The organism is Spirillospora sp. NPDC046719 (assembly GCF_040645715.1).
Taxonomy (GTDB): domain Bacteria; phylum Actinomycetota; class Actinomycetes; order Streptosporangiales; family Streptosporangiaceae; genus Spirillospora.
Genome location: NZ_JBEYYT010000021.1, coordinates 12,352 through 31,660 on the forward strand (window position 1 = coordinate 12,352; position 19,309 = coordinate 31,660).

The following is a 19,309-nucleotide window of genomic DNA, read 5'->3' on the forward strand; positions in this document are numbered from 1 at the left end:
GGCACCCCATGACCAGTCCCACCGTGGCGGCTACCGGACAGTGGACGACCACCGGGGCCCTTCCCTCCGCGCGCGTGTGGTCCGGCCAGCACGACGGCCCGGTCGTACTCGCCGGCGGGAAGGTCCTGGTCGCCGGAGGAGCCGACGCCGCCGGAGCCGCGCTGGGGCAGGTGTCGCTGTACGACCCGACCGCCAAGACGTGGACGGCCGCCGCCGCGCTGCACACCGCCAGGCGGCTGCACACCGTCACCCTGCTGGGCAGCGGCAAGGTGCTGGTCACCGGTGGCATCACCGGGGCGGCGACGTTCCCGTCCGCCGGACTGGCCTCCGCTGAGGTGTTCGACCCCGCGCAGGGCACCTGGACCGCGACCGGCAGCCTGAAGACCGGCCGGTGGGGGCACAGCGCGGTGCTGCTGCCCGACAGCAAGGTGCTCGTCGCGGGCGGCTGCACCATCCGGTCCGGGCAGTCGGTCAAGGCGCTGCGCTCGGCCGAGGTCTACGACCCGGGCACCGGCGCATGGACGGAGGTCACCGCGATGACCGACGCGCGCTGCGGCCACCCGGCGCTCGTGCTCAACACCGGCAAGGTGCTGGTGGTCGGAGGCAGCGCACCCGTGTCCCGCGAGACCGACGCGGCACTGGCCTTCTGCGAGCTGTACGATCCGGCCTCGGGCACCGGCGGCACCTGGACGCCGACCGGGAGCCTGCTGGTGGCGCGCAGCGGGCACCAGGCCACGCTGCTCCCGGACGGCACCGTCCTGGCCAGTGGCGGCAGCCCTCCGGGCGCACCGGGCAACGGCACCTTCGACCCGTTCAGCAGGGCCACCGCCGAGACGTTCAGCCCCGTCGCGGGCGCGTGGAGCGCGGTGCAGGACATGCCCGCCGGCCGCGGCCTGCATCGGTCGGTCTCACTGGGCGGGGGCAAGGTGCTGGTGGCCGGCGGCACCGACAACCCGGACAACGGCGTCGGCTACGCCAGCGCGCTGATCTTCGACGCGGCCACCCGGAACTGGATCCCGGCGGGCGGTCTGGCGACGGGCCGGTGGGGGTTCGCCGCCGTCCCGCTGACCGGCGGCACGGTACTGGTCACCGGCGGCGTCGCCCGCGCGGGCCTCGCCGCCGCCGACTCCGGCGCCACCGAGGTCACCGCCACCAGCGAGATCTTCGGCACCGGCCCGGTGACACCGTGAGCAACGCGTACTCCTTCCTGCCGTGGCTGCGGACCGGCCTCAGCACCCGGATCACGACCGATCCGGGCACCGCCGACCGGGCGGTCATCCCGGTCAAGCTGCGGCTGACCGGGGACGGCGTGTCCGGCGGCACGATCACCCGCGACGTCGAGAAGGCCGTGCAGCTGTACGGGCCGGGCGACGTGGTGGGGGTCGATCCCCGGGTGATCTCGCGGGTGGAGCCGCGTCCCTGGATCACCAACGTGGAGCCCAACTACCTGGCGCACATCGAGTTCTACGACGAGGGCCTGCCGTGGAGTTACAGCCCGGCCCCGCCCGACGGGGCCAACAAGCGGCTGCCGCCCTGGCTGGCGCTCGTCGTCCTCGCCGGAGCGGCCGAGCCCGCGGGCGATCCGGGTGCGGAGTTCACCGAGGGCGCGGTCGCCGGGCGGCCGCTGCCGTCGATCCAGGTCAAGGACCCGGCCGGGACGCTGCCGCCGCCGGGCCAGCTCGGCGCCTGGGCGCACGTGCACGTCAACGGCGAGCTGGACGGCCTGGTCGCCAACGACGATCCCGCCGGTGCGCTCACCGCCCTGCGCCGGGTGCTGAGCACCAACGCCGACCTGGCGTGCTCGCGGCTGATGTGCCCGCGGCGGCTCAAGCCCGACACCGGCTACCACGCGTTCCTGGTCCCCGCGTTCGAGACGGGCCGCCTGGCCGGGCTCGGCCTGGACCCGGCCACCGCGCCCGGCGCGCTGCACTCCAGCTGGGGCCCCGACTACCCGGGCCGCCCCGAGCCCGCAACGCTGCCGTACTACCACCGCTGGTTCTTCGGCACCGGCAGCGCGGGCGACTTCGAGTACCTGGTCCGGCTGCTGGAGCCCCGGCCCGCCGACCCGGCGATCGGCCGCCGCGACCTCGACGTGCACGACTCGGCCGGGCCCGGGCTGCCGCCCATCACCAGCCCGGCGGAGCTGCACGGCGTGCTCAAGCTGGGCGGCGCACTCCAGTCGCCCAACCGTCCCAAGGGCGACGTCTACGACAAGTGGGACGAGCCGTACCCCCACCTGTTCCAGAAGGCCCTCGCCGGACTGATCAACCTGGCCGACGCCTACCTCGACCAGACCCCGGCCGCCGCGCACGCCGCCCACGGGGCGCAGGACGTGGCGGGCGAGGTCGATCCGATCATCACCCCGCCGCTGTACGGGCGCTGGCACGCCCCCGCGAACCGGCTGCTGACCGAGCGCGACGGCAGCCCGATCACGCCCGACCGCAACTGGGTGCACCGGCTCAACCTCGACCCGCGCTTCCGCGTCGCCGCGCACCTGGGCACCCGCGTCGTCCAGGAGCGGCAGGAGGAGTTCATGGTCGCCGCCTGGGCGCAGGTCGGCGACGTGCTGGCGGTCAACGCCAAGGTCCGCGCCGCCCAGCTCGCCCGCGAGGTCGGGACCGTACTGCAGGCCAAGCATGTGGAGCCCGCCGCCGCACCGATCATGCCGGCCGACGCGCCGGTGCCGTCCGGCAAGGCCCTCGTACTCACCGCTCCCGCCAACTCACGGGTGACCACGCGTGATCGGGCTCTGCGCGGGGCGGTGGCGGTCGAGGGCGAGCGGGTCGCGGTCGGGTTCCACGTGGCGCGCAGCCGCGTGACGGCCGCGCCGCTGTCCCCGCCGATGCGGCGGATGCTGCGGCCGGGGCGGCTGATCCGCGACCTGCCGTTCAGCGAGACCAAGCCGCCCGACGCGCTGATCCCGCGGATGGACGACCCGGACGACCCCGTGACGGCGGCCGCCGCCAAGGAGACTCCCGACGCGGTGGTGACGACCGAGCGGCTGAACGATGTCCTGCACCCGGCACCACCGCCGATCGGGCTCACGGCCGCCACCGAGGCCGACCCGGCCGATCCGGTCGACCGGCTTCCGCACAGCGCCGACTTCCGGATCACCTTGCCGGGCGACACGTTCGTCCCCTCCGAAGGCGGCGACGACAGCGAGGAGGCCAAGCGGTTCAAGGACGGGCTACGCGACATCTACCGGGGCCGGTACGCGGCGGGCGTCGGTGGCCGGACCGAGGGCGGCGACGACCCGCTGAACGTCCGCGCCACCACCGACGCGATGATGACCGGCCTGCGCGCCGAGAAGACCGTGCCCACCAGCCTGCTGACGTCGGTCAGCCTGCCCGAACGGCTGCGGCCGTTCGCCGAGCGGTTCATCGAGGCGATGGCCTATCCCGTCATCGACCTGCCGATGTACAAGGCGCTGCTGGACCTGTCGGTGGACTACTTCGCCCCCAACCTCGGGCTGATCCCGCGGAACACGGTGACGCTGCTGGAGACCAACCAGGAGTTCATCGAGTCCTACCTCGTCGGACTCAACCACGAGATGGCCCGCGAGCTGCTCTGGCGCGAGTACCCCACCGACCAGCGCGGCTCGCCGTTCCGGCAGTTCTGGGACACGCGCGGGGGCGTGAAGCAGTACGACATCCAGCCGCTGCACACCTGGCCCAAGGCCGCCGAGCTCGGTGAGAACGACGCGCGGGAGACCGGCCGGCAGGCCGACGACCTCGTGCTGGTCATCCGTGGCGACCTGCTGAAGAAGTACCCGAACGCCGCCATCTACGCGCACCGCGCCCGCTGGCAGCCCGAGTCGGGACCGCCGGACCCGGCCCAGGAAAGGGTCCCGGTCGAACTCATCGACCCGGCGCACCCGACGCTGGAGGAGATCAGGCTCCCGCTGTACGAGGCCAAGGTGGACCCCGACCTGACCCTGCTCGGCTTCGATCTGACGGCGGCCGAGGCCAAAGGCGACTTCGCCGCCGGCGCGGCAGGCTGGTTCTTCGTGATCCAGGAACGCCCCGGCGACCCCCGGTTCGGCGCCGACGAGGGCCCGCCCACCCTGGTCGAGGTGTGGAACGACCTGACGTGGGCCGACGTGGATCCGGGCGGGACCGGGTTCATCCGGCTCGACGCGAGCACCGTGCAGGTCCCGCTCAAGGACTTCGATGACCCTGCCGCCGACGCCGAGAAGAACGCCCAGCACCTGGAGGACGCGTTCCTGCCCGTCTGGCACGGCGGGCTGAGCTCCGCCGACGTGGCCTACATGCTGTTCCAGGCACCGGTGCTGATGGCCGTCCACGCTCAGGAGATGCTGCTGTGACCGCGCTCAGCGACGACTTCCCGGTACTGCTCGGCCCGGTCCGGGTGGAGACCCGGTTCACCGCCACCGAGCTCCTGGTACGGATCTTCCCGGACGAGTGGTGCACCGACAAGTTCGAGCCCAAGCCGACCCGCGCCGAGATCACCGCGGTGGACGCGTACTGGACGGCGCACTGGCGGACCGGCGGGAACGCGGTGGCCGAGCAGGCGGCCTGGCAGGAGCTGGTCGCCCGGATGCCCGGCGGCCGGGCCGGCTGGCTGCTGCAGACCCGTACCCCCGTCAACCCCGCCGATCGGCCCGCGACGGTGCCGGAGGGCGCGACCGTGCTGGTGGTCGTGACCGGCCAGGCCGTACCGGCCGCGGACCGGCAACCGACCGTCACGTACTGGACGGCGGTGTGGCGCGCGCACGGCGACCGGGCCAAGCTGCGCGCCGCCGACACCGCGCTGCGCGCCGACGTCGGGGCCGGCCGGGCGGACACGATCCGGTCCCGGCGCCCGGTGGGCGTCGACGCCGCGCCCACCGCTGCCGACGACGCGGTGATGGTCGCGTTCCTCGTGCTGCCGCCACCGGCCGCGGGAAGCCTGGCCGAGCAGTCGTGGACCCAGGCGGCGAAGGCCAGGCTCCTGCCGGACCGCTTCACCGTGCTCGGATACGTGGGCGGCGAGCGGGTACTGACAGCGACCGGCGAGGCGGTGCCCGACGCGCTCGCGGTCAGCCCCGACCCCGAGGCCGACACCGACGAACAGCTCAAGGTGGACGAGCGGACCGGCGCGCTGCGGGTGCCCGACGAGCTCCAGTGGCTGACCGACTTCGGGCGGGCGGTGACGCTCGGCATGGGCCTGCGCATCCCGCTCACCCCGCAGATCCGCAACGGCCTGGACCGGCTACTGGTGTTCGGGCTGCGGGAGCGGTCCGGCCCCGAGCAGACGGCCGTCCAGCTGGCCGACCTCATCACCCGGCAGCTGCGCAGCCCGTCCGGGTACGGGCTGCTGCCGCAGGGCACCCCGACCAACAACAGCGAGGCCGCCCCCGCCGGGCAGGACCGCCGCGCCGAAACCAAGGCCGCGCTGCGCACCGCGTTCGGGTTCGCGGCGGCGGACGCGCCCGACGACTGGCGGACCCGGACCGACGGGCAGTGGCTGGCCGACCTGCTCGGCATCGATCCGGCCGTGCTGACCGGCATGCCCAACGCCGACGGCACCGACCAGCGTGACGCCCGCGCGGCCAACGTCGCCCTGTGGCCGGCGACCTGGGGCGCGTACCTGCGCGGCATGATGCATCCGATCCTGTCCGAGCAGGCGGTCGACCAGACGCGCGAGTTCTTCGTGCGGTACGTGTCGGGGCGCGGCCCGGTCCCGGCGGTCAAGATCGGGCGGCAGCCGTACGGCATCCTGCCCACCACCGCCTTCTCCAAGATGACCTTCCCGGAAGGCGCGACGCACCGCCGCGTGCTGCACAAGCTGCTCGGCGTGGCGGCGGGGGACTGGCAGAAGGCCCTCGCGAAGGTCGGCTACCTGGGCAAGGGCGGTGACCCGCACCAGCTGCTGCTGGACATCCTGGCGCTGCATCCGACGTCGGCGGAGTTCTACCAGCGGTACGCGCAGAGCGTCGAGGACGTCTTCAACCGGGAGAACCTCAACAGCGGCGGCCCGCGCGTCATCCCCGCGCTGGACCAGCTCAACATGCCGCAGCCGATCCGTGCCCTGCTCGACCGCCTCGGCTACGCCATCCCGCCCGGAGCCGACCCGGACGTGATCCGGCGGCTGTTCGTGGGCGACCAGTATCCGCTGCTCGGACCGCTGGTCGATGACCGCCCGCTGTCGGAGACCGACCACATCCGCGCGTACCTACCCGACGGCGGCAACTACCTCCACTGGCTCGCCCAGCACGCCGAGCAGGACCTGGAGACCATCCGGCTCGAACTGGGCTTCAACGGCGACAAGCCGCCTGCGGCGCTGATGTATCTGCTGGCGCGGCACGCGGTCCTGCTCGGCTGGGAGGACGCCGCCCGCCGCCTGGCCGCCGCGGCCGGGAGCACGGTGCCACCCGCGCGCGATCCGCTGTTCGTCCACGTACGGCCCAACCGGCCCGGCGCACCCCCGGTGGAGAGCGAGAGCCGGTTCCGCCAGCTGTACTCGCCGGACCGGGCCATCACCGGCAGCCCGGACCGGCTGGTGGCGAACTTCATCCCCGAGGTCATCAGGCAGAGCCCGGCCACCGTGCAGCTCGCCGAACAGATCGACGCGCTGAAGCACCTGGCCGGGCTGCCGACCGCCCGGCTGGAACGGGTGCTGACCGAGCACCTGGACTGCGCGACGTACCGGCTCGACGCCTGGCGCTTGGGGCTGGTCAACGAGCGGCTCGCGGAGCTGCGGTACGGGCCGTCCGGGGCGGGACCGGCCCGGCGCGGCATCCACCTCGGTGCGTACGGCTGGCTGGACGAGGTCCGGCCCAAGCCGCGCCCCGGCATGACGCAGGTCGAGCTGACCGGCGAGCTCGGGCAGCTGTTCAACCCGCCGGGCACGCAGCCATTGATGCACGACAAGGCCAACGGCGGTTACATCCACGCTCCCTCGCCCGCGCAGGCCACCACCGCCGCGGTCCTCCGCGCCGGATACATCGCCAACGCCAGTCCCTCCGACCGGCACACGTTCGCCGTCAACCTGAGTTCCGAACGGGTCCGGGTGGCGCTGACCCTGCTGGACGGGCTGCGGCAGGGGCGGTCGCAGGGCGCCCTGCTCGGCTACCGGCTCGAACGGGCCCTGCACGACCGGTATCCGGATGCCGAGCTGGACTCGTTCATCACCGCCCTGCGCGGGGCCTTCCCGCTGCGGGCCGGGCGGATCGAGGAGACCAGGCCGGCCCCGGGCACCGCTGTCGAGCTGGTCGAGGCCCGCAACGTCATCGACGGCCTCGAACTCGTGCGGCGGGTGACCCAGGTGCCCGGCGCGGACGTCTACCCGTTCGGCGCCCAAGGGCTCCCGGACCCCGACGCCGACCAGCGCAAGGCCATCAACGAGGAGGTGCACCGGCTCCTCGACGTCCACGACGCGCTGGCCGACCTGGCGGTCGCCGAGAGCACGCACCAGGTGCTCGCGGGCAATCCCGAGCGGGCGACGACCACCCTCGACGCCTACGCGAAGGAAGGCGTCGCACCCGAACCCGAGGTGGTCCGGACACCGCGCAGCGGCACCACCCTGACCCACCGGATGGCTCTGCAGCTGACGCCGGGCATCCGGCCGGGCCACAGCGCACCGTCCGTGCAAGGCGAAGGCCCGCGCGCCAAGGCCGAGCCCGCCGTGGACGACTGGCTGCCCACGCTGCTGCCCGACCAGCGGGACGTCGCCGCGCTGGTCACCTGGACCGACCCGGTCAACGGGGTGGCCCGCAGCAGCGTGGTCACCCAGCGGGACCTGCGGCTGCGGCCGATCGACCTGCTGTGGGCGGTACGGCCCGCGAGCGAGGCGTCGATGACCGATCTGGACGACCGGATCATCGGCGTGGTCGCCACCCGCGACCAGCCGCGTCCGGACGCGCGGCTGGTCATCGAGCACACCACGCGCATCACCGGCAAGGTCACGTTCTTCGAGCTGTCGCCGCTGATCGCCGCTCTGCGGTCGCTGCTGACCACGTCCCGGCCGGTGCGGCCCACCGACCTGGTCCCGGCCGCCGGGGACGCCCCGATCGACCGCTCCGCCGACGCGGCCGTGACGCTGCCCCGCGAACGGCCGGTGGCGGTGCGGGACGCGCTGGTGGCGCTGCGCACGGCCGTCACCGGCTACCTGAACGACCTCGGGCCGCTGTTCCCCGAGCCGCCCGCGCCGGTCCGGCGCAGCGAAGTGATCAACGGCATCGACACGTTCCTGCGCCGGTACGGGGACCTGATCGCCACGGCGGGCGGGTTCGGCATGGTGCGCAGCGGCTGGGGCGAGGCCGCCGGGTGGCGGCGGGACCGCTACACCGAGGTGCTCGCGGCCGTCGACGGGGTCGCCGACCGGATGGCCAAGGCGCTGGCCGACGCCAACGCGCTCATCGCCGCTTACGACGCGCTCCCTGCCGCCACCGTCGCCCCGGAGCGGTTCCGGCTGCTGGAGCGGATCGAGCGGCTGCTGACCACCACGCTGACCACGCCGCGCCCGAACACGCCGCAGCAACTGCGCTCGATCATCAACAACCGCCGGCAGGCGTTCCAGAACAAGCTGCGGGACCTGCGCGGGGTCGCCGCCACAGGCCAGAAGACGCTGAGCGGCCTGCTGGCCGAGGTCGCCGCGCTGCTGCCGCTGACCGGCTTGGACCCGGCCGGGCTGACGCTCACCCCGTACGAGGACCTGGTCGTCGCGTACGGGAAAGAACTGCTGGACCGGGCACGGGCCCTGCAAGCCGAGATCGCCGAGCGGCTGACGGCCGCCGACGCGGCGCTGACCGAGCACGACGCCGCGCTGACCGGGCCCGACCGGGTGGAGGCCGCGCTCGACACCCTCAAGGCACTGCTCGGCGAGGATGTTCTGGCCGTACCGCAGTACACCCCGTCGGCCGCGCTCGCTTCGGACTGGAAGAAGGCCCGCGACGACAGCGGCGACCTGATCGAGCACCTGGAGGACGCGGGGCGCGACTTCCCGGTGGACGACTGGCTGCACGGCATCGCCCGGGTCAGGGAGAAGCCGCGGCTGTGGGAGCAGGTGGCGATCCTCAGCGACGCGCTGCGCGGTGACGGGGGACTGCTCGGCCATCTGCCCGGCTTCGAGGAGCCGCAGCTGGTGCCGATCCAGCTGCCGTACCGGACCGGCGACCACTGGCTGGCCATGGAGTTCGCGCCGGGCACGACGCTGGATGAGGACCGGCTGCTGTTCACCGCGCACTACGCCGCCAAGCCCGCACCGCCGACCGACGACTTCTGCGGCCTGCTGCTGGACGAGTGGACCGAGGTCATCCCGGCGCAGAAGGAGACGACCGGGATCGCGCTGCACTATGACAAGCCCGACTCCGAGCCGCCGCAGGCCATGCTGCTGGTCACCCCGCCCACCCGTACCGGGACGTGGAGCGCCGACGACCTGGTGGCGGCGCTGCACGAGACGTACGACCTGGTGAAGGCCCGCGCCGTCGAGCCCGCGCACCTGGACGAGACCGCCTACGCTCACCTGCTGCCCGCCACGCTGGTGTCGGCCGCCGGCAAGCCGATCACCATCAGCACCGACTTCGCGACCAACAATTTGCGCGGGAAGAACCCATGACGGAGCGCATCGAGAACCTGCCGAAGGCCCTGGCGGAGCGGGAGTACCCGACCGTCGGCCTGTGGAACCGGCTGGAGGGACGTCCCCGCACGGCGGACTTCGAGCGGGCCTTGCGCGTGGAGGTGCGGGACGCGCTGTGGCTGCTCACTCGGCAATGGCAGCTCGGCGAGTTCCGCGGCTCCGACGCCGGGACGCCGGTCACCGCCATGTACTCGGTGGGGATGGCGGTGCCGAGCCGGTTTCGGTCCGCGTCGGGCGGCTCGGCTGAGAATCTGCCCGCTGACCGTCCTCTGGAGGACGTCGCCGAACGCCGGGCGCTGCCGTTCGCCTTCGGGCCGGAGCGGATCTCGTACGATCTGCGCCTTGCCATCGGCCGCCGCTGGCTCAAGCTGATGAGCCTGCACCCGCCCATCCACCACCTTCGGCAGGACTTCGTCGAGCTGTATCCCATCGCACTGCCGTCCCCGGCCAGCGACGCCGACACTCCGCGGGTGGCCCACCCCGAGGTCTGGTCCACGCTGCAGGCCGTCGCCGGCCGCCGGATGGACGGGTACGAGCTGTACCTTCGCATCAAGGCGGGACATGAGGCCGCCGACGGCATCGACCATGTCGCGCCACCCCACCGCACGCTGATCAACGAGCTGGGCATCCGGCTGGCCGGCTGGTTCGACGGCCTGATCGATCAGCCCGCCGGCGACGCCACCTGGGACCCGCGCCGCCTGGAGCATCGGTTCTCGGTCGCCGCGGGGCTGCCGGGGGGCGTGGAGAAGGTGCTGACCGCGCAGGAGTATCCGGGCGGCGAGCTCGACTGGCATGCCTTCTCCATCGACCCCGACACCCAGGTGGGCGGGGCCGCCGCACCGCCCGCCCCGATCAACCGCACGGTCTTCCCGGCCCCGGTGCGCTACTCCGGCATGCCGCTGCCGCGCTGGTGGGCGGTGGAGGACGGCAAGACCAACTTCGCCGCCGTCCGCCCGGACCGCACCGACATGGCCCGGCTGGTCGTCCTGGAGTTCGCCCTCGTCTACAGCAACGACTGGTTCTACCTGCCGTGCGACCTGCCCACCGGAACGCTGGCCTCACTACGCGGCCTGGCCGTCACCGACGTCTTCGGCCAGCGCCTGTGGATCACGCCCGCCGGTGCGGGGGCCGACAACGACTGGCAGCGCTGGTCCATGTTCACCCTGGACACCATCGGCTCAGACGCCGTCCCCGCCGACACGGGCCTGTTCCTCGCCCCCACCGTCCCCAAGGTCGCCGACGGACCCGTCCTGGAAGAGGTCGACCTCATCCGCGACGAGAACGCCAACATGGTGTGGGGCATCGAGCAGACCGTACGGCTGCCCACCGGCCCGGGCCGCCGCGGCGGCGAGGTCGCCGCCGAGATCCTCGCCCAGCGCCGCCGTCTGTTCCCGCCCACGCCCCCCACCGCCCCGCTGGCCCCCATCGCCTACCTGGCCATGACCTCGGTCCCCGGCCACTGGATTCCGTTCATCCCCGTGCACGTCCCCGGCGACAGCCGCAAGATCCAGCTCCAGCGCGCCGCCATGCCCAGCGAGATCGACACCAAGCCCGTCCGCCCCCGCACCACGATCCTCCGCGAGGGCTTGGACGCCGCCCCGCAACGGTCGTACTTCCTCAACGAAGAAGAGGTCCCGCAGACCGGCACCAAGGTCACCGTCGCCTACAACCGCACCCGCTGGGGCAATGGCCGCGTCGCCGTCTGGCTCAGCGCCCGCCGCGGCACCGGCCGCGGCGAAGGCTCCAGCGGCCTCACCTTCGACCTCCCCGCCGACACCAAACCCCTCACCTGAGGCCACCTACGCCCACCGCCGCAACCCCGGCTCCGAATCGTCCGCTCTTCCCGCCCGTGTCTTGCGGAGTGTGCCGTGCGTTGGCCGGTGACCGGATGCGGGCCTTGGCCGGAGCGGGGCACCGTCATAGGTTGCTGGAATCGGCGGTGCGCGATGAGGACGGTGACCTTGGCGCCTGTGGTCGTTGTGGGAGCCGGGCTGGCTGGTCTGTCCGCGGCGATGCGGCTGGAGCGGGAGCCGGTCGTGCTGGTGGAGCGGGACGAGGCGGTCGGCGGGAAGGCGCGGAGCAGAAACCGGGACGGGTACACCTTCGACGTCACCGGGCACTGGCTTCACCTGCGGGACGAACGGCTCAGGGAACTGGTGTTCGGGCTTCTCGGCGGGGAGAACCTGGTCTGGTTGGAACGTCGTTCGACGGTGCGGCTCTATGGAAGGACCATCAACTACCCGTTCCAGGCGAACATCCACGGACTGCCCTGGCCGGCCCGGTTGCGCTGCCTGGCCGACTTCGCTCTGGCGCGCCTTCGGAAGCGGAGGGAGAGCCCCTCGGAGATGCGCTTCGAGGACTTCGTCGTCGGACGGTTCGGGCGGGGTATGGCCCGGCATTTCTTCCTGCCCTACTACTCCAAGAAGTTCCGGGGAATCTCCCTGGACGACCTGCGCACCGAATGGTTGAAGGACTACTTCCCGATGCCGACGACCGCGCAGGTGCTGGGCGGCGCGCTCGGCGTCCGCCAGGACCGCGTCGGCTACAACGCCCGTTTCCTCTACCCGGCCGAGGGGGGCATCGGTGTCCTGCCCGCGGCGATGCTCTCGGCCTGCCGGAACCGTGACGGCTTCTCCCTTCGGCTCGGGACCTCGCTGCAGGAGGTCGACCTCGCCGGGAAGCGCCTGCGGTTGAGCGGGTCGCCGGAATGGTTCGACTGGCGGGTGATCGTCTCCACGATCGCGCTACCCGAACTGCTCGACCGGATCCCCGGCCTCCCGCCGCACATCGCCGAGGCGCGCGGGGCACTGCGGTCCAGCGCGATGCGCTATGCGAACATCGCGCTGCGAGCTCCCTCGCCGATGGTCGAGCACTGGGTCTACACGCCGGAACCGGGAATCCCGTTCTACCGGATGGGCGTCTACACCAACGCGGCCGCGGCGATGGCCCCGCCCGGCGGCGCGAGCCTCTGGGTGGAGATCGCGGATCAGGCGGGACCGGTCGACGACTCGGACATCCTCGATGCCCTGGTGAGGATCGGCGCCGTCAGGTCGGCCGCCGACCTGCTGTTCATGGAGCATCACAAGGTCGACCATGCCTATGTGGTCTTCGACGAGGCCAGGGAGCGAGCGGTCGAGACGATCCTCCCTTGGCTCGCCGAAGCGGGAATCCACTCGTGCGGACGGTATGGGAGATGGACCTACGGGTCGATGGGAGACGCCATTCTCGACGGATTCTCCGTCGCCGACCTGGTAGCCGAGAGCAGCTGAGACGGGGAACGGATGTTCTACGACACCACGGCGCACGAACTCCTCTCCTATCGTCCGGCGACGCCCGTGCCGGCGGACCTGAGCGACTTCTGGCGCGAGACCCTCGACGAGACCGCCCGTTTCCCCTTGGACGTCACGGTGGAGCGCGTCACCGAGACGCCTCTTCGAGGCGCCGAAGTGTACGACGTCGGTTTCGCGGGCTTCGGCGGCCATCCGATCAGGGCGTGGTACCTGCTGCCGCGCGAGCCCCGCAGGGACGCCGCGACGATCATCGAGTTCATCGGCTACGGGGGCGGGCGGGGACTCCACCACGAGCTGCTCTTCTGGTCCGCCGCCGGATACCCGCACCTGATCATGGACACCCGCGGCCAGGGCAGCTCCTGGCGGGTCGGCGACACCCCTGATCCGGGGTCGTCCGGAGGGCCCCAGGTGCCGGGCTTCCTCACCGACGGGCTCACCGCCCGGGAGGACTACTACTACCGGCGGCTGTTCACCGACGCCGTACGGGCCGTCGACGCCGCCAGGGAGCTGCCGTCCGCAGATCCCGCGCGGCTGGTCACCACCGGCACCAGCCAAGGGGGAGCACTGTCGCTGGTCGCGGCTTCCCTTCATCCCGGGGTCGCGGCGGCGATGCCTAACGTCCCGTTCCTCTGCGACATCCGCGCCTCCTGCCGGGCCGCGGTGACGGGCCCGTACCCGGAGCTCGTCAAGTGGTGCAGGACTCACCGGAGCCTCGCCGACCGGGCGTTCGCCACGCTGGCCTACTTCGACGTGGCCTGCCTCGTGCCCGCCGCGCAGTGCCCCGCTCACTTCGGTGTGGCGCTCATGGACGAGACGTGCCCGCCGCAGGGGGTGTACGGCTGTTTCAACGTCTACGGAGGGCCGAAGGAGATCACGGTGTACGCCTGGAACGGCCACGAGAGCGGCGAGGCCCATCACCTGGAGAACCAGCACCGCTGGCTGACGCGGGAGGCGGGCATTGACTGATCAAGAGGAGGAGGTCCTCGCGGAGCGGGAGGTCTTCCGCGGCCGCAGGCTGACGGTGGTCGAGCGGGACATCAGGGTGGCCCCGGACCGTGTCGTCACCTGGGAGGTCCTGAAGAAGGACGACAGCGTCGCGGTCGTCGCCCTCGATGAGGAGGGCCGGGTCCATCTCGTCGAGGAGTACTTCGGGGCGATCGACGGGCGCGAGCTCTGCCTGCCCAAGGGAAGGATCGATCCAGGTGAGAGCCCACTGGAGGCCGCCGGCCGGGAGTTGCGCGAGGAACTCGGGCTGCGCGGCGACCTCACCCCGCTCTGCACGCTCAGCCTGAGCCCCGGCTACCTGTCGCAGCGGACCCATGTCTTCCTGGCGACCGGGCTGACGCCCGATCCGCTGGACGGCGATGAGGAGCACAGCCTGAAACCCGCGACGCTGCTCCTTGACGACGCCGTCCGCCTGTGCGGCGACGGAGTGATCCGCGAGGCGCGGACCGTCGCCGCGCTCCTCCTGGCCGTCCGTTCGGCCCAGCCGTCGTGACGGGCGGCCGGCGGGTGGTCGTCCTCCCCGACAAGTTCCGCGGCACGTTGACCGCTGGAACCGTGGCGTCCGCGGTGACCCGCGCACTGGTCCGGCTTGATCCGTCCCTCGACATCCTGGCGATGCCGCTGAGCGATGGCGGCCAGGGGACGCTGGACGTCCTGGCCGCGCACCGGAACGCGCGCCTCCATCGGGCGCGGGTCACCGGCCCCTACGGCGGCACGGTGGAGGCGGCCTGGGCGGAACTGCCCGACGGCACCGCGGTCGTCGAGGCCGCCGAGGCGTGCGGGTGGGCACGTGCGGGCGCCCGGCCGGACCCGATGAGGTCGACCACACGGGGGGTGGGCGAACTCGTCGCCCTGGCAGTGGCCGCGGGCCATGAGCGGATCATCGTGACGATCGGCGACACGGTGACCCTGGACGGCGGGCTCGGTGCGGTGGAGGCGCTGTCCTGGACGGCCGTCCGAGCGGACCTGCGGGTCGCGGGCGACGTGGAGATCGGCTTCGCCGATGCCACGCGGTACTTCGCCCGGCAGAAGGGGGCGACCGAAGCGGACGTCCCCCGGCTGGAGGCACGGATGCGACGGCTCCGCGAACGCTACAGGGAGCGGACCGGCCGGGACGTTCAGACGGTGCGGTGCGGTGGTTCCGGAGGCGGTCTGGCCGGGGCACTCGCCGCCCTCGGGGCGCGGTGCGCGCCTGGCTTCACGGTCATGAACGAGCTCCTGGACCTGGCGGGCCCGCTGGCCCGCGCCGACCTCGTCATCACGGGCGAGGGCCGTTTCGACCGGACCAGCCTGCTCGGCAAGGGGACCTACCGGCTGCTGACCGCCGTCGGGGGGACGGCCCGGAGCGGCCTGATCGCGGGTTCCGTGGATCCGGAGATAGGCGGAGTCCTGGGCCCCGGCACGGTCGTCGTCCCGTTCACCGATTACCGGGCGACCGCCTCCGAAGCGATCCGCGATGCGGAGGCGATTCTGGAAACGGCCGCCGCGGACCTCGCGAACGCCCTCCTCAAGCCCGGTGGCCGGCGATGACCGAACCGGAACTCTTCGTCGGGCCGGGCGAGTCGGACGCCGTCGGTGCGATCCTTGCCCGCCACCGGGTGCGACGGCCGCTGCTGATCGCGACGGACCGCGCCCTGCGGTCGATCCATGCCGACCGCGCCCTGGAGGGCCTGGAGTGGCGCGCATTCTCGGCCTTCACCCCGAACCCGCTGCTCGGCCATGTCGTCGAGGGATGCCGGGTCCGGGACGCCTGGCGGCCCGACGCGATCGTCGGGGTCGGCGGCGGGAGTGCGATGGACGTCGCCAAGGCCGTCCGGCTGCTTCCCGCGGACCCCTCGCTCGCCTTGGCCGTGCTGACGGGGGCGGGCGACCGGTTCGCCGCCGACGGGCCGCCCTTGTTCCTGGTCGCCACCACCGCGGGCAGTGGCAGTGAGGTGACCGGATTCGCCACGATCTTCCACGCGGGACGCAAGTATTCCCTGGATCACTCCCGGGTCCGCGCGGACGTCGCGATCGTCGACCCGTGCCTGACGGCGTCGTGCCCACCCGAAGTGGTCAGCAGCGGACTGTTCGACGCGGTGTGCCACGGCGTGGAGTCCCACTGGAGCAGGCGGGCCACCGACGTGTCCCGTCGCCTGGCGAGGGAGGCCCTGACGCTCCTGGTCCCGCATCTCGGCGCTCGCGTGCAGGACCCGCCGCTGGAAGTCCGCGAACGCCTCGCTGCCGGGGCCCTGGCCGCCGGGCGGGCCATCGCGATGACGCGGACCACCGCCGCCCACGCGTTCGCCTACGCCCTGACCATCCGTTATGGAATCCCTCATGGAGTGGCCTGCATGCTCAACCTGCGCTGGCTCGCCGACTACAACCTGGCGCGCTCGAAGGGCCCCGCTCGTGTCACCGTCGAGGACTCCGTGCTCCTGCTCGGATCCGTCACGGGGAGGACGGGCGACCTGATTGCCGAGCGGTTGCGGCGACATACCTGGCCCGCGGAGCTCGGCGGCTACGGGGTCGCCGCGAAGGACCTGGCCGGTCTGGTGCGGGCCGGAATGGAGGTGGGGGACCGCGCCGGGAACAACCCTGTCGACCTCGAAGCCGGCTCCGTCCACGAGGCATTGGAGGCCGTCCTGTGAACGACGGCTCGGTGGACGAGCGGGGCTACCGGCTCCGGGCGGCGGCGCTCCTGCGGAGCGCGGCCAATGACCTGAAGCGAGACGACGAAGCAGCAGCCGCCGACCTCGGCATCACGGCGGCCGAGTTCGCCTCCTATGCCGGGGGCGGAGCGGAGATCCCGGCGGAGGTGCTGCGCCGCGCCGCAGCCGTCTGGCCGGTCAACGAATGCGACCTGATGCCCTGGCGCGACGACTGCCCGGACGGCGCGGTCGTCCACCGGCTGACGGACGCCATCGCCTCGGCGAGGGTGCTGCGGCGCGGCGGCATCGCCTACTACGAGTACCGGGACACCGCGATGTCACGGGTGGCCTCGTTCCGGCCGGAGTGGATCAGGATGCTCTCGGTCGTCGACGACGATGATCCCGCGCACCCGGGAGTCCGGTGGAACAGAGGGCACCTCCTCTACCAGTTCACCTATTTCGTCGGGCCGGTCAACTACTACGTGCGCGAGCCGGAAGGCGACCGGGTGCTGCGCATGAACACCGGCGACTCGGTCTGGGGAGTCCCGTTCTCGCCGCACACGTTCACCTGCCGGGAGGAGGGCGCCGACGCGCATATCCTGGCGCTCACCTACGGCGCCGAACTGGTCGGCGACGCCCAGCGGGAGCTGGCGGCACTCGGCTCCGGGACCGCCGCGAGCTTCGTGCGCCAGCCCGAGGAGCCCGCCTCCGCGGCGATCCTCCGGGACTTCCTGGACGCCTGCGCCCTGCCCGCCGACCGGTTCGCAGGTCTCGCAGGGATTCCGGAGGACCGGGTCGCCGACCTGCTCACCGGAGACGTGCCGCCCACGGCGGAGGAGCTGGCGCGAATGGCGAAGGCGCTGCGCGTCAGTCCCCGCGACCTGCTGCCGGTCGTCAGCGACATGGCCGGTTCGATCCGTCACTGCCGGGCGGGTGAGGCGAGGCAGTGGTCCTACCCTTCGCCGGGACCCGCCGCCTACCGGATCAGAGAGCTCGCCGGAAGCAGCCTCCACCCCCACACCCGGGCACTGGAGATCCTTCCGGTGGCCGGTTCCGCCGACGTGGCGCTCCGCACCTACCAGCACCAGTACGTCTACAACGTGGGAGCCGCTCCCGCGGACCTTCGCTGGAGCTTCGACGGCAGGTCCTTCGAAGATCGTCTGGAACCGGGCGACTCGGCCTACTTCAAGCCCTTCGCGAGTGTCGCCTTCGCCGCCGCCTCCTCCGCCGGATGCCGCCTGCTCAGCCTGCGCATCGGCGGCCGGGTCACTCCGGAGAGCCGGACCGCGTTGGGATCGATGGCGCCGGGGAGCCTGCCCCGCTTCCTCCGGGAGACCGGCCGTTGGTACTAGGGGCCGCCGGCGGTGTGTCGCCGGGCGCGGCCAGCTCGCGGCCCTGTGTCTCGAACCTGCGCTGACGCTCCGTCATCTCCCGGACGTGCTGGAGGTCGAAGACGTCCTGGAGCGAGGCCATGGTCTGCTCGACATTGCCGGTGGTGCCGTCCTCGATGATCCGTGCGAAGGTGCGCCGCATCGCCGAGATGGAGCAGCGCAGTCCGTGGTTGGCGTAGATGACCATGCCGAAGCCGCGCTCGGCCAGCTCGGCGGCGATGACCTGGTGGTAGGTGGTAGGTATCACGATGACGGGGAGGTCCCCGCGGTACCGCTCCCGGAACGCGAACACCTCGTCGGGCTCCGGCTCCTTGGAGTGGATGAGCAGGGCGTCGGCCCCCGCCCGCTCATAGACTCCGGCTCGGCGGAGGGCCTCGTCCAAGCCGCGGCCCGAGATCAGCGCCTCGATCCTGGCCACGACCATGAGGTCGCGGCTCCGGCGCGACTCGACCGCCGCCCGGATCTTGGCGGCGAAGTCCGCGGCCGAGGCAAGCGCGTGGTCGCCCGCCACGAAACTGTTCAGTTTGGGGAACAGCTTGTCCTCGATGCAGACGCCCGCCACGCCGCGCGCCTCGAACGCTCGCACCATGTAGGCGACGTTGCTCGGGTTGCCGTATCCCGAGTTGCAGTCCGCGAGAACCGGGATCGCGACCGCCTCCGCCATCTCCGCGGCGGCCTCCAGGAACCGCGGCATGGTGAGGATGTCGGCGTCGGGCACTCCCGCGACGGCCGAGATCTCCAGTCCGCTCGACCAGACGACGTCGAACCCGGCCTCCTCCACGAGACGGGCACTGAGCGCGCTGTGCGCCCCGGTGGCCCGCAGGAGCCGGCCGCTCTCCAGGGCCGCCCGCAGACCCACCGTCACGGCAGGACCCCGATCTCCGACCTGAAAGCGGCCACGATCTCCTGCGGTGAGCGGGACACCCGGCCGCCGGGCCCACCGCTCCGGGGCCGGCACCGGAGATGGAGAAGGAAAGGTGTGGCGTGCACTTTCACCTCGCCGAAGGACTCGGGAGAGTCGGCTGCGGCCGCGCCCGCGTAGCCGCATCCGAGGGCGACGGCCGCGAGGTCGTCCGGCAGGACCGTCCGCTGGCCGCCGGTGCTCTCGTGGCAGGAGTTGTCGAGGACGACGTGCACGAGGTCCGGGGCCAGCCCGCCCGTCATCGGCAGGCAGCCGAGGTTCATGGCCAGCGAGCCGTCGCCGTCGAGGACCACGACCGTCCGCCCAGGTTCGGCCAGCGCCACACCCAGGGCGAAGGGGGCGGCGATGCCCATGGAGCCCACCATGTAGAAGTTGGCCGGACGGTCTCCGAGGCCGAACAGGTCGCGCGAGATGAAGCCGCAGGTGGAGACGTACAGCGCGGCCGGGAACCGGTCGAGGACCAGGCCGATCGCCTCGCGCGTCCCGAGCACG

General features: G+C 72.5%; 12 protein-coding genes. 10 read left to right on the forward strand and 2 right to left on the reverse strand.

All coding sequences use genetic code 11. The annotated features are described in order from the left end of the window. The first annotated feature begins 8 nt into the window (after positions 1-8). From ABZ914_RS06240 to ABZ914_RS06285, 10 genes are all read left to right on the forward strand, one after another. Complete coding sequence (locus tag ABZ914_RS06240) at positions 9-1,190, forward strand: Kelch repeat-containing protein (protein WP_500192006.1); 1,182 nt, start codon at positions 9-11, stop codon at positions 1,188-1,190. After that, positions 1,187-4,324: a hypothetical protein gene (locus tag ABZ914_RS06245; RefSeq protein WP_500192007.1), complete on the forward strand. Its 3,138-nt coding sequence runs from the start codon at positions 1,187-1,189 to the stop codon at positions 4,322-4,324. Before ABZ914_RS06240 ends, ABZ914_RS06245 begins: the two co-directional genes overlap by 4 nt. Then, positions 4,321-9,558, forward strand: a complete 5,238-nt coding sequence (locus tag ABZ914_RS06250; RefSeq protein ID WP_500192008.1) for a hypothetical protein — start codon at positions 4,321-4,323, stop codon at positions 9,556-9,558. The genes ABZ914_RS06245 and ABZ914_RS06250 overlap by 4 nt, the downstream gene beginning before the upstream one ends. Next, on the forward strand, positions 9,555-11,372 hold the full coding sequence (locus ABZ914_RS06255) for a hypothetical protein (RefSeq protein ID WP_500192009.1): 1,818 nt from the start codon (positions 9,555-9,557) through the stop codon (positions 11,370-11,372). The genes ABZ914_RS06250 and ABZ914_RS06255 overlap by 4 nt, the downstream gene beginning before the upstream one ends. A gap of 177 nt (positions 11,373-11,549) precedes the next feature. After that, positions 11,550-12,848 (forward strand): protoporphyrinogen/coproporphyrinogen oxidase, encoded by a 1,299-nt coding sequence (locus tag ABZ914_RS06260; protein WP_500192010.1) that lies wholly within the window; start codon positions 11,550-11,552, stop codon positions 12,846-12,848. A gap of 12 nt (positions 12,849-12,860) precedes the next feature. Next, the gene (locus ABZ914_RS06265) at positions 12,861-13,835 is read left to right on the forward strand and encodes an acetylxylan esterase (RefSeq protein WP_500192011.1); all 975 of its coding nucleotides are present in this window, start codon (positions 12,861-12,863) and stop codon (positions 13,833-13,835) included. Next, positions 13,828-14,367, forward strand: coding sequence for an NUDIX domain-containing protein (locus tag ABZ914_RS06270; RefSeq protein ID WP_500192012.1), 540 nt, complete (start codon positions 13,828-13,830; stop codon positions 14,365-14,367). Before ABZ914_RS06265 ends, ABZ914_RS06270 begins: the two co-directional genes overlap by 8 nt. Then, positions 14,364-15,404, forward strand: coding sequence for a glycerate kinase (locus ABZ914_RS06275; RefSeq protein ID WP_500192013.1), 1,041 nt, complete (start codon positions 14,364-14,366; stop codon positions 15,402-15,404). Before ABZ914_RS06270 ends, ABZ914_RS06275 begins: the two co-directional genes overlap by 4 nt. Next, positions 15,401-16,504, forward strand: coding sequence for a phosphonoacetaldehyde reductase (locus ABZ914_RS06280; protein ID WP_500192014.1), 1,104 nt, complete (start codon positions 15,401-15,403; stop codon positions 16,502-16,504). The genes ABZ914_RS06275 and ABZ914_RS06280 overlap by 4 nt, the downstream gene beginning before the upstream one ends. Beyond that, positions 16,501-17,856, forward strand: a complete 1,356-nt coding sequence (locus tag ABZ914_RS06285; protein ID WP_500192015.1) for an XRE family transcriptional regulator — start codon at positions 16,501-16,503, stop codon at positions 17,854-17,856. The genes ABZ914_RS06280 and ABZ914_RS06285 overlap by 4 nt, the downstream gene beginning before the upstream one ends. On the opposite strand, the gene ABZ914_RS06290 is transcribed toward ABZ914_RS06285, so the two are convergent. Beyond that, on the reverse strand, positions 17,771-18,760 hold the full coding sequence (locus ABZ914_RS06290) for an isocitrate lyase/phosphoenolpyruvate mutase family protein (RefSeq protein ID WP_500192016.1): 990 nt from the start codon (positions 18,758-18,760) through the stop codon (positions 17,771-17,773). The two genes, ABZ914_RS06285 and ABZ914_RS06290, sit on opposite strands and share 86 nt — an antisense overlap. Then, positions 18,757-19,308, reverse strand: coding sequence for a thiamine pyrophosphate-dependent enzyme (locus ABZ914_RS06295; protein ID WP_206699985.1), 552 nt, complete (start codon positions 19,306-19,308; stop codon positions 18,757-18,759). Before ABZ914_RS06295 ends, ABZ914_RS06290 begins: the two co-directional genes overlap by 4 nt. Between the last annotated feature and the right edge of the window lies 1 nt (position 19,309).

What these genes read in the sequence shown, in the direction of transcription:
- ABZ914_RS06240 (WP_500192006.1), top strand. Translation starts at nt 9, where the DNA reads ATGACCAGTCCCACCGTGGCGGCTACCGGACAGTGGACGACCACCGGG.
- ABZ914_RS06255 (WP_500192009.1), top strand. Translation starts at nt 9,555, where the DNA reads ATGACGGAGCGCATCGAGAACCTGCCGAAGGCCCTGGCGGAGCGGGAG.
- ABZ914_RS06280 (WP_500192014.1), top strand. Translation starts at nt 15,401, where the DNA reads ATGACCGAACCGGAACTCTTCGTCGGGCCGGGCGAGTCGGACGCCGTC.
- ABZ914_RS06265 (WP_500192011.1), top strand. Translation starts at nt 12,861, where the DNA reads ATGTTCTACGACACCACGGCGCACGAACTCCTCTCCTATCGTCCGGCG.